We start from the raw sequence: 12,908 nt of genomic DNA, 5'->3' as shown, positions 1-12,908 counted from the left end.
TTCCAGCCGTCACTTTTCAACCCCGACTCTCACCCAAGGACACTCACCATGCAACTCAAGGACAAGGTCGCCTACATCACCGGCTCGGCCAGCGGCATCGGCAAGGAAATCGCCATCCTCTTCGCACAGGAAGGCGCCAAGATCATCATTGCCGACCTGAACAAGGAAGCGGCGGACGCCACCGCGGCTGAACTCAAGGCCACGGGCGCGCAGGCCATCGGCGTGGCGGTCGACGTGACGAACGAAGACCAGGTCAATGCCTCGGTGGAAGAGGGCGCGGCCGCCTTCGGCGGCATCGACATCCTGATCAGCAACGCCGGCATCCAGATCGTGCATCCGGTGGAAGGGTTCAGCTTTGCCGACTGGAAGAAGATGCTCGCCATTCACCTCGACGGCGCCTTCCTCACCACCAAGGCCTGCCTGAAGCACATGTATGCGCAGGGCCGCGGCGGCAGCGTGATCTACATGGGCTCGGTGCACTCGAAGGAGGCTTCGCTGCTGAAGGCGCCTTACGTCACGGCCAAGCACGGCCTCATCGGGCTGGCCAAGACGGTCGCGAAGGAAGGCGCCAAGCACGGCGTGCGCGCCAACGTGATCTGCCCGGGGTTCGTGCGCACGCCGCTGGTCGAGAAGCAGATTCCCGAGCAGGCCAAGACGCTGGGCATCAGCGAAGAGGAAGTCATCAAGAACGTGATGCTGAAGGAGACGGTCGACGGGGAATTCACGACCACGGAAGACGTCGCGCGCGTCGCGCTGCTGTTCGCGGGGTTTCCGACGAATGCGCTCACGGGCCAGTCGCTGGTCGTGAGCCACGGCTGGTTCATGCAGTGACGTTGAATTGAATTTCTCCCTCCCCTCCTGGGGGAGGGCAGGGGTGGGGGCACGACGGCGTTCGTTTTAACGCGGCGCGTGATCGCAAGCCTGCCCCCATCCCAGCCTTCCCCCGGGAGGGGAAGGAGCAAGACTGGAGCAGCTGCTACAGCTTCAGTTCCCAGGTCTCGCCCACCAGCGGCGCGCCGTACCCTTCGTGCGGCTCCGACTGCACCAGCTTGAACCCCCGCTTGGCATAGATGCCGCGCGCGGCCAGCAGGCAGCTGTTGGTCCACAGCACCATCTTCTTGTACCCCTTCAGCCGCGCAAAGGCGATGCATTCGTCCACGAGCTTGCCACCCAGCCCCAGTCCGCGCGCGCCGGGCGCCAGGATCAGCATGCGAAGCTGGGCGACGGTGTGCGACTTGCGCACCACAAAGATGGCGCCCACCCGCTCGCCGTGGAGCTCGGCGATCCAGCAGCGCTCCCATTCGGGCTGGAACTTGAGCAGGAACTCGCTCGCAATACCAGCGACCAGCGCCTCGAATTGACTGTTCCAGCCGTACTCGCGCGCATAGACCTCCCCGTGCTGCTGCACCACCCAGCCGATGTCGCCGGGTGCCGGGTCGCGCAGCACGGCGGCCTGGGGCTTGGCTGGCCCGGCCTGCGGGTCGAGCAGCGACTGCATCGTGCCCATGGCCTGCACCAGTTGCTGGCGCTGCGCCGGCGCAAGCGGGGCGAGCAGGGCGGCGGCCTCTTCGCGCGATTTCTGTTGCAGCGGCGCGAATGCGGCGTGGCCGCTTTCCGTCAGGCACAGCACGCTTTGGCGCGCATCGCGTGCGTGCGGCGCGCGCGTGAGCCAGCCTTCGGCCTCGAAGCGGCGCAGGATGCGGCTCATGTAGCCGGCATCGAGCCCGAGGTCGCGGCTGATCTCGCTCGCCACCGCCGTTTCGCGGTGCGCCAGCTCGTACAGCACGCGCACGTCGGTCAGAGACATGGGGCTGCCGAGGTAGGGGTCGAGGGCGCCGATGCGGCGTGTGTAGAAGCGGTTGAATTGCCGGATCGCCTTGACGGCGGTGGCGTCGATGGCGACGGATGGGTTGGCGGTGGACTCTTGCATGGTTGCCATTGTCATTCAGTTGGTTGACCAAGGCAACCATATGAAGGCCTCCCGGCGGCGCGGTCACAGGATGTTTGTCGCGACACGGATGGAGGAAAACCCTAAAATCGAGGGTTGCCCACAACGGTGCTCCCACGGCGCTGTCACTTCCACCGATGAACGCCCCCGTCGACGTCTCCTTTTTCGCGCGTGCCGCCAAGCCGCTGACCAGCTACCGCAAGTACTGGGCGGCGCGTTTCGGCACGGCCAAGTTCCTGCCGACCTCGCGCAAGGAAATGGACGCCCTCGGCTGGGACAGCTGCGACATCATCGTGGTCACGGGCGATGCCTATGTGGACCACCCGAGCTTCGGCATGTCGGTGATCGGCCGCATGCTCGAGGCGCAGGGCTTTCGCGTGGGCATCATCGCGCAGCCCGACTGGCAGAGCGCCGAGCCCTTCAAGGCACTGGGCAAACCGAACCTGTTCTTCGGCGTGACCGCCGGCAACATGGATTCGATGATCAACCGCTACACCGCGGACCGCAAGATCCGCAGCGACGACGCCTACACCCCCGGCGACGTCGGCGGCTCGCGCCCCGACCGCGCGGCCATCGTGTATTCGCAGCGCTGCAAGGAAGCCTGGAACGACGTGCCGATCATCCTCGGCGGCATCGAAGGCAGCCTGCGCCGCATTGCGCACTACGACTACTGGTCGGACAAGGTGCGCCGCTCCATCGTCGTCGATGCCAAGTGCGACCTGCTGCTGTACGGCAACGCCGAGCGCGCCATCGTGGAAATCGCGCACCGCCTGGCCGCGAAAGAGCCGGTGCAGCAGATCACCGACGTGCGCGGCACCGCCTATGTGCGCCGCGAAACGCCCGAAGGCTGGTTCGAGATCAACTCCACCAGCGTCGACGAACCCGGCCGTGTCGAGGCCCACGTCAACCCCTACCTGATGGTGTCCGAGCAGGCCAAGGCCAACGGCGCCACCTGCGCCAAGGAAGACGAGGCCGAAGCCGTCGCCAAGGCCGCGGAGGCCGCTGCCTCGGGCGGGCCTATTCCCGGGATGCCCGCGATGCCCGCCTCGGTGGTGAACCCCGCCATCAAGCCGCTGACCTTCATGCCCAACCCGGCGCTGGCTTCGCGCGCCAAGATCAAGGTGCCGCCGCGCGACCATTCGGTGATCCGCCTGCCGTCGTACGAACAGGTGCGCAGCGACCCGGTGCTCTACGCGCACGCCAACCGCGTGCTGCACCTCGAGACCAACCCCGGCAATGCCCGCGCGCTGGTGCAGGCCCACGGCGAGGGCGCCACCGCGCGCGACGTGTGGATCAACCCGCCGCCCATCCCGCTCACCACGGCCGAGATGGACCACGTGTTCGACCTGCCGTACGCCCGCAGCCCGCACCCGAGCTATGCCGACGAGAACGGCAGCCACGACGGCGCCACCAAGATTCCCGCATGGGAAATGATCCGCTTCAGCGTGAACATCATGCGCGGCTGCTTCGGCGGCTGCACCTTCTGCTCGATCACCGAGCATGAGGGCCGCATCATCCAGAGCCGCTCGGAAGACTCGATCATCAAGGAGGTCGAGGCCATCCGCGATTCGGTCAAGGGCTTCACCGGCACCATCTCCGACCTCGGCGGCCCGACGGCCAACATGTACCGCGTGGGCTGCAAGTCGCCCGAGATCGAGTCGGCCTGCCGCAAGCCCAGCTGCGTGTACCCGGGCATCTGCCCGAACCTGAACACCAGCCACGACCCGCTCATCAAGATCTACCGCCGCGCGCGTGCGCTGAAGGGCATCAAGAAGATCCTGATCAGCTCCGGCCTGCGCTACGACCTGGCCGTGCAGTCGCCCGAGTACGTGAAGGAGCTGGTGCAGCACCACGTGGGCGGCTACCTGAAGATCGCGCCCGAGCACACCGAGCAGGGCCCGCTTACCAAGATGATGAAGCCCGGCATCGGCAGCTACGACAAGTTCAAGCAGATGTTCGAGAAGTTCTCCGCCGAGGCGGGCAAGAAGCAGTACCTCATTCCGTACTTCATTGCTGCGCACCCGGGCACCAGCGACGAGGACATGATGAACCTCGCGATCTGGCTCAAGAAGAACGGTTTCCGCGCCGACCAGGTGCAAACCTTCTACCCGAGCCCGATGGCCACGGCCACGACGATGTACCACACCAACAAGAACCCGCTGCGCAAGATCACGCGCGAGAGCGAGACGGTGGACATCGTGCGCGGCGACAAGCGCCGCCGCCTGCACAAGGCCTTCCTGCGCTACCACGACGCCAACAACTGGCCACTGCTGCGCGAGGCGCTCAAGAGCATGGGCCGTGCCGACCTGATCGGCAACGGCAAGCACCATCTCATCCCGACGTGGCAGCCGCTGACCGACGGCGGCTACACCAGCGCGCGGCGCAAGAACTCGACGGCAGCGCCGGTGGCTGCCAAGGCCGCGCCGGTGAAGCTGGCGCCGGTGAAGCCCATGAAGGGCCGCATCCTCACGCAGCACACTGGCCTGCCGCCGCGCGACAACGGCTCGGCGCCGGCGCCACGCAAGGCTGCCGGCCCGGTGCGCGGCAGCATCCGCAAGCCGCGCTGAGCTTCAGAAGGCCGGCAGACCCGCCGGCAGCAGCTTGCCCACCCAGGCGCCCACGGCCGCCAGGTGGGCCAGCACCGTGGCCCAGTAGCCGGCCATGAAGCTCGTCTTGCGCACCTTGTGGCGGAACAGCCGCTGCGCCACCCATGCGCCCGGCCAGCCCCCGACCAGCGAGAGCAGGTGCAGCGTGTTTTCCGCGGTGCGCCAGCGGCCCGTTTCGGCGGCGTTCTTGTCGAAGCCGTAGATGAAGAAGGTCAGCAGGCTGAGCAGCAGCAACACGCCCAGCGCGATCGGCGGAATGCGCGCGGTCCATACGCCGTAGAAGAGCAGCGCGGCGTAGCACAGGAGCAGCAGGGCCATCGGCAGCGACGACGAAGAAGAGGGCGCGGCGTCCCTGTGGCGGCTGGTGGCGCGAACATTCCGAGTGCGAGCTGAACCGGCAGGGCGCGTTGGCTGTCGTTGTCGCTCCTGCGGACGCTGCTGCACGGCGCTGTCGGCCTGCACCGCCACCGCACGCGGCCCCTTGCCGCCCACATGGATCTCTTCGAACGTCAGCTTCATGCCGACCTGCGGCGCCGTGCCCCGGTCCGTGAAATCGCGCAGGTGCACGAACACATCGGCGGAAACATCGGGGCTGCGGATGAAGCCGAAGCCCCGGTCCTTTTCCCATCGAACGAGCGTGCCTTGGCGTTTCATGGGCGGGATTCTCGCCGTTGCCGTGCGCATGGACGAGCGCCTAAGATCGGCGCCCATGGCCTTGTACCGTTCTCCCCCTCCATCGACCCGAAGCTGACGCGCGCCCCGTGCCGCGCTCAGACCCGCAAGTGGTCGCCGCCGTCCGTGCCCCGAGGCCGGCCGGCGGTGCGGTTGGTCATGCCCGCTGCTGATTGCCGATCCTTGATCGATCGGCCATGGCGGGCGTCATGGAGAACTTTCAACAATGAACGCAAGAATGTCTGCCGCCCTGGCCTGGGGCGGCGTGTTGCTGGCCGGCGCGCTGTGGGGCGGCGGTGCGCTGGTGGCGCAATTCCTCATCGATGGCGGCATTGCGCCGCAGAGCCTGTCGCTCGCGCGCTTCGCGCTGGGGCTGCCGCTGCTCTGGTGGCTGCATTGGCACGCGCCCGCGAGTCCGGCTGCACGGTGGTCCGACCTGACCCGGCGCGAACGCTTCCAGATGCTGGCAACGGGCGCGGCGATGGCGCTGAACGTGAGCTGCTGGTTCGCCGGCATTGCGCACCTGGGTGCGGCGTTGCCGACGGTGATCTCGATCTGCTGCGCGCCGGTGATCGTCGCGCTGGTGTCGGTGCTGCGCGGCTACGAGCGCTTCGGCCTGCGCCTGATGGGCGGCCTGCTGCTCGCCGTGGCGGGCGTGCTGCTGCTCGTGATGCCGGCCGCGGGCTGGGGGCCTCTCGCACCGGGCCATGCGGCCGGGTTGGCCTGGTCCTTTGGCTCTGCCTTCTGCTACGCGATGGTGGTGCTGTGCAATGCGCGCATGCCGGTGCGGGTGCCCGCGGTCACGGCCTCGGCCTGGGGCATGACCGTGGCGGCGCTGTGCATGGTGGTCGTCGCGTGGCCGGGCGGCATCACCTGGCCGGCGGGTGCGGCGCAATGGGTCGGCGTGGGCTACACGGGCGTGGTGACGACCTCTGTAGGCTACCTGGCCTTTGCGTGGGGCGCGCGGCGGCTGTCGCCGACGGCGGCGGTGGTCGGTACGCTGGTCGAACCGCTGGTGGCCGCCTTGCTGGCCGCGGCGTTGCTCGCGCAGCCGATGGCGCCCCGCCAATGGGTGGGAGCGCTGCTGCTGGCCGGCGCCATGCCGCTGCTGGTGCGAGGTGGCAAGACCGTGTCATCCGACTGAAGGCACGGACGGCCACGCCGTTGTATGGTGTGGCCCCATGAGCAGTTCGCCCCACCCGTCGGCTTCATGGACGCACATTCCTGCAAGGTCGCTGGCGGGGGCGCTGCTGCTCTCGGCCTCGGTGCTGGCGGGGGCCGCGGCGCCGGACAACCCCTCCGCCCAGGCGCTGCGCGCCACCCACCAGCGGCTGAGCGACAAGCTCGACCACAGCAGCTTCGGGCGGCCGGTGCAGCTCGATTCCACGGAAACGGCCGACGGCGTGCAGGGCGACGTCTACGCGGTGGTCGACCATCCGCTGTCGGAGATCAGCGCCACGCTCAAGGGCTCGGCCCATTGGTGCGACGTGCTCACCCTGCACATCAACAACCGGCGCTGCGTCGCGGCCGGCGCACCGCAGGGGCGCGAAGCGCTCACGCTCTACGTGGTGCGGCGCTACGACAAGCCGCTCGACCAGGCCTTCGAGTTGCCCTTCGTCTACCGCGTGGCCAGCGCGACGCCCGAGCACCTGTCGGTCGAGTTGACGGCCGAGAGCGGGCCGCTGGGCACCAGCAACTACCACGTGACGCTGGAGGCCATTGCGCTCGACGAACGCAAGAGCTTCCTGCACTTCAGCTACAGCTACGACCACAACACCATGGTGCGGCTGGGCACCATGGCCTACCTGGCGACCTTCGGCAGCGACAAGGTGGGCTTCACCGTGCTGGGCAAGACGCCGGACGGGCAGCCCGACTACATCCGCGGCCTGCGCGGGCTGGTGGAACGCAATGCGATGCGCTACTTCCTGACGCTGGACGCCTACCTCGCGGCGCCTGGGCCGGGGGCGGAGCAGCTCGACCGCCGGCAGCGACGCTGGTTCGCCGGGGCCGAGCAATACCCGCGGCAGTTGCACGAGGTCGACCTCGACACCTACCTCGCGCTCAAGCGCGAAGACCGGCAGCGCGACGGCGCGCCTAAATGAGCGGGCCGGCGGGCTTGATCAGTCCGCCAGCGTGAGCAGCGGCACGTCGCGCTCGCGGCCCATGGCGTCGAGCTCGGCCCGCGTGCGGCCTGCCAGCCATGCAGCCAGCGCCTCGTGCGTGGCCGGCGCCATCATGTCGCGCGATGCGATCTGCGCCGCTTCGCACAGACGCGCTGCGAAATGCGGCTCCAGCGCGGCCACGGCGACGCGGCCGTCGGCGCAGGGGTACACGCGGTAGCCCGCGTGCGCGCCGCCGACCGCGCCCGAGGGCTGCGTCAGGCCCCAGGTGCGGGGCAGGGCGAGCCAGTCGGCCGAGGCGTTCAACGCCACTTCGAGGTACACGCCGCCTGCCTTGCGTGACTGCAGCAGCATGGCCTTGAGCACCGCCTCGCTCGCGAGCAGCGCACCGCCCATGTCCGCGTACAGCGTCGGCGGCAGCTCGGTGCCGGTGACGAGCCCGCTTTCCGCGAGGTAGGTCAGGTCGTGCCCCGGCTCCTCGGCGCGCTCGCCCGGCGCCCCGACGATTGCCACCTGCGACAGTGACGGGTGGCGTGCATGCAGCGTGGCCCAGTCGAGCTGGAGCTTGTGGAGCGCGGAGGGGCGGAACGAGGTGAGCAGCACGTCGGTCTTCGCGAGTTCGGCGTGCAGCTGCTGCTGGCCGGCTTCGCTCTTCAAGTCGACGGCGCGGATCTCGATGCCCTCGTGCAGCGCGGCATAGGCGGGCCGGTTGTACAGCCCCATCGGGTCGCCGCCCGGCGGCTCCAGCTTGAGGCAGGTGGCGCCCATCGCGCGGCAGCGCAGCAGCGCGGCGGGGCCGGGCAGGTTGAGCGCAAGGCTCACGATGCGCACGCCTGCGAGCGGCGCGGCAGGGGCATTGGCGGCATCGGCGGCGTTGACGGAGCTGGCAGGGCTGGCGGAACTCGGCATCGGTCTTGTCTCCAGGGAACTTGTTTCACACATTCTCACCCGGTGCATCTGCACCCGAAGTCCCGCAAGGAGCCACTTCCCGCAAGCCGCCGTGCCGCCCCGCGCGTAGCATCCGCTGGTGGCAGCCACATCCACCTTGCCGCTGCCTCAACGAACAGGAGACAGACATGTTTGAAGCTTCCCTCATGAGCGGCCAGCGCATCCTCGTGACCGGCGGGGGCACCGGCCTCGGCCGGGCCATGGCCGAGCGCTTCCTGAGCCTGGGCGCCGACGTGGTCATCTGCGGGCGGCGCCAGGCGGTCTGCGAGGAAACGGCGGCCGAATGGCGCCAGCAGTTCCCGGACCGGCGCATCGACACCTTCGGCGTGGACATCCGCATTGCGCAGAGCGTGGACGACATGGTCGATAGCCTGTTCAAGAGCGGCGGCCTCACCGGGCTCGTCAACAACGCGGCGGGCAACTTCGTCTCGCCCACCGAGAACCTCTCGCCGCGCGCCTTCGATGCCGTCGCCAACATCGTCTTCCACGGCAGCTTCTACGTGACGCAGGCCGTGGGCAAGCGCTGGGTGGCGCAGGCCAAGGCGGGCGAGTGGAAGAGCGGCGACGCCTACCGCAGCGTCATGAGCATCATCACGACCTGGGTCGACAACGGCAGCCCCTACGTGGTGCCCTCGGCCATGAGCAAGGCCGGCATCGACGTGATGACCAAGTCGCTCGCGGTCGAATGGGCGCGGCACGGCATTCGCCTGAACGCCGTGGGCCCCGGCGAGATTCCCACCGAAGGCATGAGCAAGCGCCTGAACCCCGGCGAAGAGCCCGGCGCGCGCAGCAAGCTGCACAACCCGATGGCGCGCACCGGCCGCATGAGCGAGCTGCAGAACCTCGCGGCCTTCCTGATGGCGCCGGGCCAGTGCGACTGGCTCACGGGCCAGAGCATCATGATGGACGGCGGCAATGCGCTGGCCACCGGCGGCAACTTCTACGAGCTGCGCCAGTGGAGCGACGCCGACTGGCTGGCCGCGCGCGAACGCATCGAGGCGCAGAACCAGAAGGACAAGGCCCAGCGCTGATTCGCGGGGCTCACTGCCTACTTCTTCGGCGACATCGCCGACCGGGCCGCGTGCACCGTCACGTGCTTGTTCACCGGGCTCGACAACACCAGCGAGGTGGTCACCGCACCATCGACCGCCAGCGCGTCCACCACGCGCTCCAGGTCGGCCGGCTCGGCGATCGCGCAGCGCACGATGAAGCAGTCTTCGCCCGTCACGCGGTCGGCGCTCAGCACCTCGGGCATGGCCTCGAACAGCTTCAGGTAGCTGGCGATGCCCGCGTGCGTGGTCTCAATGCGGATGATGGCCTGCAGCCCCACGCCCAGCGCGCGCAGATTGACGCGCGCGCCGTAGCCCTCGATCACGCCGGCCTCCTCGAGCTTGCGCACGCGCTCGCTCATGGCCGGCTGCGACAGGCCGATGCGCTTGCCGATGGCGGCCAGGCTCTGGCGCGCGTCGGCCTGCAGCGCTTCGAGAATCAGCCGGTCTTTCCTGTCGATGTTCATGAGGGCGAAGTCAGGGGTGTAGGGACCGATGCCTGATCGGTTTGCGGCCGCGATTTTCGATGGATTGCGCTTCTGCGCGCGCGGCACGCCCGCTATCGTGGTTCTCATTTTTCCAGGAGAACCCATGCAACTCGTCGGCATGCTCGACTCACCCTACGTGCGGCGCGCCGCCATCTCGCTGCGCCTGCTCGGCCTGCCTTTCGTGCACAGGCCGGTCTCGGTCTTCAGCACCTTCGAGCACTTCCGCGCGATCAACCCGGTGGTGAAGGCGCCCACGCTGGTGTGCGACGACGGCACGGTGCTGATGGACTCCACGCTGATCATCGACCATGCCCAGGCGCTGAGCGGGCGCAGCCTGATGCCCGCCGACCCCGCCCGACGGCTGCGTGCACTGCGCCTCACGGGGCTCGCGCTCGCGGCCTGCGAGAAGACCGTGCAGATCGTCTACGAGCACCAGCTGCGGCCGGCCGAGAAGCTGCACCAGCCGTGGGTCGACCGCGTGCGAAGCCAATTGATGGCCGCGTATTCGGCGCTCGAAACGGAGGTGGCCGCTTCGCCTCTGTCCGCCGAGGAAACGACGATGACGCAGGCCGGCGTGTCGAGCGCCGTGGCGTGGTCCTTCACGCAGCTGATGCTGCCCGAGCTCATCTCGTCCGGCGGTTTCCCCGCGTTGGCGGCGCATGCCGCGCAAGCGGAAAACCTGCCCGTGTTCCTCGGCGCGCCGCAGGTCTGAACGACGAGGTTCAGTCCGCGATGTCCGCGCCGCGCTCGGCCAGCAGGCTGCGCAGCACGCCGCGGTGGCAGCGCGATTCGTGCTCGCAATAGCAGCCGACCGCCAGCGCCGTGCCGTGCGACAGCGCTGCCAGCAGGTCGAGGCTGCGGCTCGCATCCGGTTCGGCCATCTCGGCCTTGAACTTGCGCACGAAGGCGTTCCATTGCGCGGGCGAACCGCTCGCCTGTGCCTCCTGCGCCTGCTTCATCGTCTCGACGGAGGGGGCCAGGTTCGGGAACCACACGTCGTACCAGTCCTGCGAGGCGAACTCGGTCTTTGGAACGCCGCGCGGCGGGCGGCGCACGGTGCCGACGCGCAAGCCTTCGCCGGGTGCGCGCGGCGTGCCCAGGCGGACGATGCGGATGCTCATGGGGTTGCTCCCTCGGATTCAGGTGCCGACGATGCCGCCGTCGCGCCGGCGGATCGCCAGCGTGGCCGAGCGTGGCCGCGTGCTGCCCGGCACGGTGCCGTCGGGCCATGCGCTGTTGTGGCCGCCGTCGCCGTCGTCGCGCGCCTCGCCCGGATGCTGGATGTTGACGAACAGCGTGCGCCGGTCGGGCGTGACCACGCAGCCCGTGATCTCGCAGCCGTTCGGCCCGGTGAGAAAGCGCTTGATGCGCCCTGACGCCGGGTCGGCGCACAGCATCTGGTTGTTGCCCAGCGCGGTGTAGGGCGGCTTGCCGATCAACTGGCCGCTCATGTCGGTCTGGATCCAGAGCAGGCCGCCCCGGTCGAAATGCAGGCCGTCGGGCGCGCCGAACATGTCGGCATCGGCGCTGGGGTAGCGCGCGCCGCTGCCGGGCTGCGCCGGGTCGCCCGCGAGCGCGAAATGGTCCCAGGCGAAGGCGCTGCTCGCGGCGTCGCCGCCGTCCTCTCGCCAGCGCAGGATGCCGCCGAAGAAGTTGTCGGCACGCGGGTTGGCCGCGTCGGGGCCGGGCTTGCCGGCGTCGCCGCGCTGGGTGTTGTTGGTGAGCGTGACGTACACCTCACCGGACTGCGGATGCACGGCAATCCATTCGGGCCGGTCCATCTTCGTGCCGCCGACGATGTCGCCGGCCAGCCGGGCGTGGATGAGCACCTCGGCCTGGTCGGCAAAGCCGTGCGCCGCGTCCAGCCCGTCGCGCCCGTGCCTGAGCTCGAGCCATTGGCCGCGCCCGCCCGCGTCGTAGCGCGCCACGTGCAGCGTGCCCTCGTCCAGCAGGTGCCGGTTGGCGGCGCGCGCGGCGGCGTCCGTGCCGGGGCGCACCTTGTCGCGGCTGACGAACTTGTAGATGTATTCGAAGCGCGAGTCATCGCCCATGTAGACCACCAGGCGGCCGTCCTTCGCGATGGTGCAGGTGGCGCTTTCCTGCCGCTTGCGGCCCAGCGCGGTGCGCTTGACGGGCGTGGCGGTCGCGTCGAACGGATCGATCTCGACCACCCAGCCGAAGCGGTGTGGTTCGTTGGGATGCCGGCTCAGGTCGAAGCGCTCGTCGAAGCGCCAGTACTCGACCCATTGCGCGCCCGGCACCGTGCCGTAGCGGCGCTGCGCGGGCGTCATGGCCTGCGCGGCTTCCTTGGGGCCGCCGAAGTAGCCGTGAAAGTTCTCCTCACAGGTCAGGTAGGTGCCCCACGGCGTGACGCCCATCGCGCAGTTGGCGAAGGTGCCGAGCACCGCGTCGCCCGCCGGGTTGGCGGCGGTGCGCATCAGCGGCGTGCCGGCGGCCGGGCCGGCGATGCGCATCGGCGTGCGGCCGTGCACGCGGCGCGCGAAGGGCGAGGGCAGCACCTGCTGCCAGCCCTGCACGGTGCGGCGGATCTCGATCACCGAGACGCCCATGGCGTGCAGCGACTTGCGCACCTTGTCGGCGGTCCAGCCCGCGGCACCCGACGCGCCCTTCACGCCATCGGTGTGCAGCAGCTGCTCGTCGGTGTATTCGTGGTTCATCACGAGCAGGCCGCGTTCGCCGAGCGCATCGAGCGCGAAGAAGTGCATGCCGTCGTGGTGCATGCCGGCCTGCACCGCCTGGTCGTCGGCGCTGTTGCCGGCATCGGGCGCGAAGGCCGGCATCTGGCCCGCCACGCCGGTGGGCGTGCCCCAGGGGTAGAGCAGCTGCCATTCGTACTCGGGCGGTATCGCGATGCCGTCGCGCAGCGAGGCGGGCACGCCGGTGAAGCCGAGCACACCGCCAGGTGCGGCCGGCGCCGGCGGCAGCGATGTGGCACAGCCCTGTCCGAACAGCGCCACCACCGCGGCGGCCGAACCCGATTGAAGAAGAAACTGGCGGCGGTCCAATGGCATGGCGAGGTGTTCAAGGTGTTGTGCAGGCGACAGCCGCCATCATCG

12 protein-coding genes are annotated in these 12,908 nt (G+C 69.1%); 6 read left to right on the top strand and 6 right to left on the bottom strand.

Annotated features, from left to right (window positions below):
• Window positions 1-48 precede the first annotated feature (48 nt).
• Window positions 49-831 (top strand): 3-hydroxybutyrate dehydrogenase, encoded by a 783-nt coding sequence (locus ACSFBM_RS08695; protein ID WP_435483999.1) that lies wholly within the window; start codon window positions 49-51, stop codon window positions 829-831.
• 145 nt (window positions 832-976) lie between these two features.
• Here ACSFBM_RS08695 and ACSFBM_RS08690 read toward each other — a convergent pair whose 3' ends face one another.
• Window positions 977-1,939 (bottom strand): bifunctional helix-turn-helix transcriptional regulator/GNAT family N-acetyltransferase, encoded by a 963-nt coding sequence (locus ACSFBM_RS08690; protein ID WP_435483998.1) that lies wholly within the window; start codon window positions 1,937-1,939, stop codon window positions 977-979.
• 146 nt (window positions 1,940-2,085) lie between these two features.
• Here ACSFBM_RS08690 and ACSFBM_RS08685 point away from each other — a divergent pair, with 146 nt between their 5' ends.
• Window positions 2,086-4,515, top strand: coding sequence for a YgiQ family radical SAM protein (locus tag ACSFBM_RS08685; RefSeq protein ID WP_435483997.1), 2,430 nt, complete (start codon window positions 2,086-2,088; stop codon window positions 4,513-4,515).
• 3 nt (window positions 4,516-4,518) lie between these two features.
• Here ACSFBM_RS08685 and ACSFBM_RS08680 read toward each other — a convergent pair whose 3' ends face one another.
• Complete coding sequence (locus ACSFBM_RS08680; RefSeq protein WP_435483996.1) at window positions 4,519-5,208, bottom strand: DUF1294 domain-containing protein; 690 nt, start codon at window positions 5,206-5,208, stop codon at window positions 4,519-4,521.
• 256 nt (window positions 5,209-5,464) lie between these two features.
• On the opposite strand from ACSFBM_RS08680, the gene ACSFBM_RS08675 reads away from it, so the two are divergent.
• A complete protein-coding gene (locus tag ACSFBM_RS08675) occupies window positions 5,465-6,370 on the top strand; it encodes a DMT family transporter (RefSeq protein ID WP_435483995.1) in 906 nt (301 codons plus the stop codon).
• Window positions 6,371-6,407: 37 nt separating this feature from the next.
• Window positions 6,408-7,328 carry a hypothetical protein gene (locus ACSFBM_RS08670; RefSeq protein WP_435483994.1) on the top strand — a complete coding sequence of 307 codons (921 nt, stop codon included), beginning with the start codon at window positions 6,408-6,410 and terminating at the stop codon, window positions 7,326-7,328.
• 18 nt (window positions 7,329-7,346) lie between these two features.
• Here the strand turns inward: ACSFBM_RS08670 and ACSFBM_RS08665 are convergent, their stop codons facing one another.
• Window positions 7,347-8,255, bottom strand: a complete 909-nt coding sequence (locus tag ACSFBM_RS08665) for a CoA transferase (protein WP_435483993.1) — start codon at window positions 8,253-8,255, stop codon at window positions 7,347-7,349.
• 167 nt (window positions 8,256-8,422) lie between these two features.
• Here ACSFBM_RS08665 and ACSFBM_RS08660 point away from each other — a divergent pair, with 167 nt between their 5' ends.
• A complete protein-coding gene (locus ACSFBM_RS08660) occupies window positions 8,423-9,325 on the top strand; it encodes an SDR family oxidoreductase (RefSeq protein ID WP_435483992.1) in 903 nt (300 codons plus the stop codon).
• Window positions 9,326-9,342: 17 nt separating this feature from the next.
• Here the strand turns inward: ACSFBM_RS08660 and ACSFBM_RS08655 are convergent, their stop codons facing one another.
• Entirely contained in the window at window positions 9,343-9,810 is a 468-nt protein-coding gene (locus ACSFBM_RS08655) for an Lrp/AsnC family transcriptional regulator (RefSeq protein WP_435483991.1), read from the bottom strand.
• 124 nt (window positions 9,811-9,934) lie between these two features.
• On the opposite strand from ACSFBM_RS08655, the gene ACSFBM_RS08650 reads away from it, so the two are divergent.
• Window positions 9,935-10,543 (top strand): glutathione S-transferase family protein, encoded by a 609-nt coding sequence (locus tag ACSFBM_RS08650; RefSeq protein ID WP_435483990.1) that lies wholly within the window; start codon window positions 9,935-9,937, stop codon window positions 10,541-10,543.
• A 10-nt stretch (window positions 10,544-10,553) separates the two neighbouring features.
• Here ACSFBM_RS08650 and ACSFBM_RS08645 read toward each other — a convergent pair whose 3' ends face one another.
• A complete protein-coding gene (locus tag ACSFBM_RS08645; protein ID WP_435438653.1) occupies window positions 10,554-10,952 on the bottom strand; it encodes a DUF488 domain-containing protein in 399 nt (132 codons plus the stop codon).
• An 18-nt stretch (window positions 10,953-10,970) separates the two neighbouring features.
• Window positions 10,971-12,863 (bottom strand): PhoX family protein, encoded by a 1,893-nt coding sequence (locus ACSFBM_RS08640; protein WP_435483989.1) that lies wholly within the window; start codon window positions 12,861-12,863, stop codon window positions 10,971-10,973.
• Window positions 12,864-12,908 lie beyond the last annotated feature (45 nt).

The sequence above is a fragment of the Variovorax pasteuri genome, assembly GCF_051216435.1.
In the GTDB taxonomy this organism is placed as follows: domain Bacteria; phylum Pseudomonadota; class Gammaproteobacteria; order Burkholderiales; family Burkholderiaceae_C; genus Variovorax.
The sequence above is the reverse complement of the archived record's forward strand: the minus strand, read 5'-3'. Positions and strand labels throughout refer to the sequence as shown.

Excerpts from the sequence above, each read along its gene's own strand:
- ACSFBM_RS08670 (WP_435483994.1), top strand. The coding sequence starts at position 6,408 with ATGAGCAGTTCGCCCCACCCGTCGGCTTCATGGACGCACATTCCTGCA.
- ACSFBM_RS08645 (WP_435438653.1), bottom strand. The coding sequence starts at position 10,952 with ATGAGCATCCGCATCGTCCGCCTGGGCACGCCGCGCGCACCCGGCGAA.
- ACSFBM_RS08665 (WP_435483993.1), bottom strand. The coding sequence starts at position 8,255 with ATGCCGAGTTCCGCCAGCCCTGCCAGCTCCGTCAACGCCGCCGATGCC.
- ACSFBM_RS08695 (WP_435483999.1), top strand. The coding sequence starts at position 49 with ATGCAACTCAAGGACAAGGTCGCCTACATCACCGGCTCGGCCAGCGGC.
- ACSFBM_RS08660 (WP_435483992.1), top strand. The coding sequence starts at position 8,423 with ATGTTTGAAGCTTCCCTCATGAGCGGCCAGCGCATCCTCGTGACCGGC.
- ACSFBM_RS08685 (WP_435483997.1), top strand. The coding sequence starts at position 2,086 with ATGAACGCCCCCGTCGACGTCTCCTTTTTCGCGCGTGCCGCCAAGCCG.
- ACSFBM_RS08690 (WP_435483998.1), bottom strand. The coding sequence starts at position 1,939 with ATGGCAACCATGCAAGAGTCCACCGCCAACCCATCCGTCGCCATCGAC.
- ACSFBM_RS08655 (WP_435483991.1), bottom strand. The coding sequence starts at position 9,810 with ATGAACATCGACAGGAAAGACCGGCTGATTCTCGAAGCGCTGCAGGCC.
- ACSFBM_RS08640 (WP_435483989.1), bottom strand. The coding sequence starts at position 12,863 with ATGCCATTGGACCGCCGCCAGTTTCTTCTTCAATCGGGTTCGGCCGCC.
- ACSFBM_RS08650 (WP_435483990.1), top strand. The coding sequence starts at position 9,935 with ATGCAACTCGTCGGCATGCTCGACTCACCCTACGTGCGGCGCGCCGCC.
- ACSFBM_RS08680 (WP_435483996.1), bottom strand. The coding sequence starts at position 5,208 with ATGAAACGCCAAGGCACGCTCGTTCGATGGGAAAAGGACCGGGGCTTC.
- ACSFBM_RS08675 (WP_435483995.1), top strand. The coding sequence starts at position 5,465 with ATGTCTGCCGCCCTGGCCTGGGGCGGCGTGTTGCTGGCCGGCGCGCTG.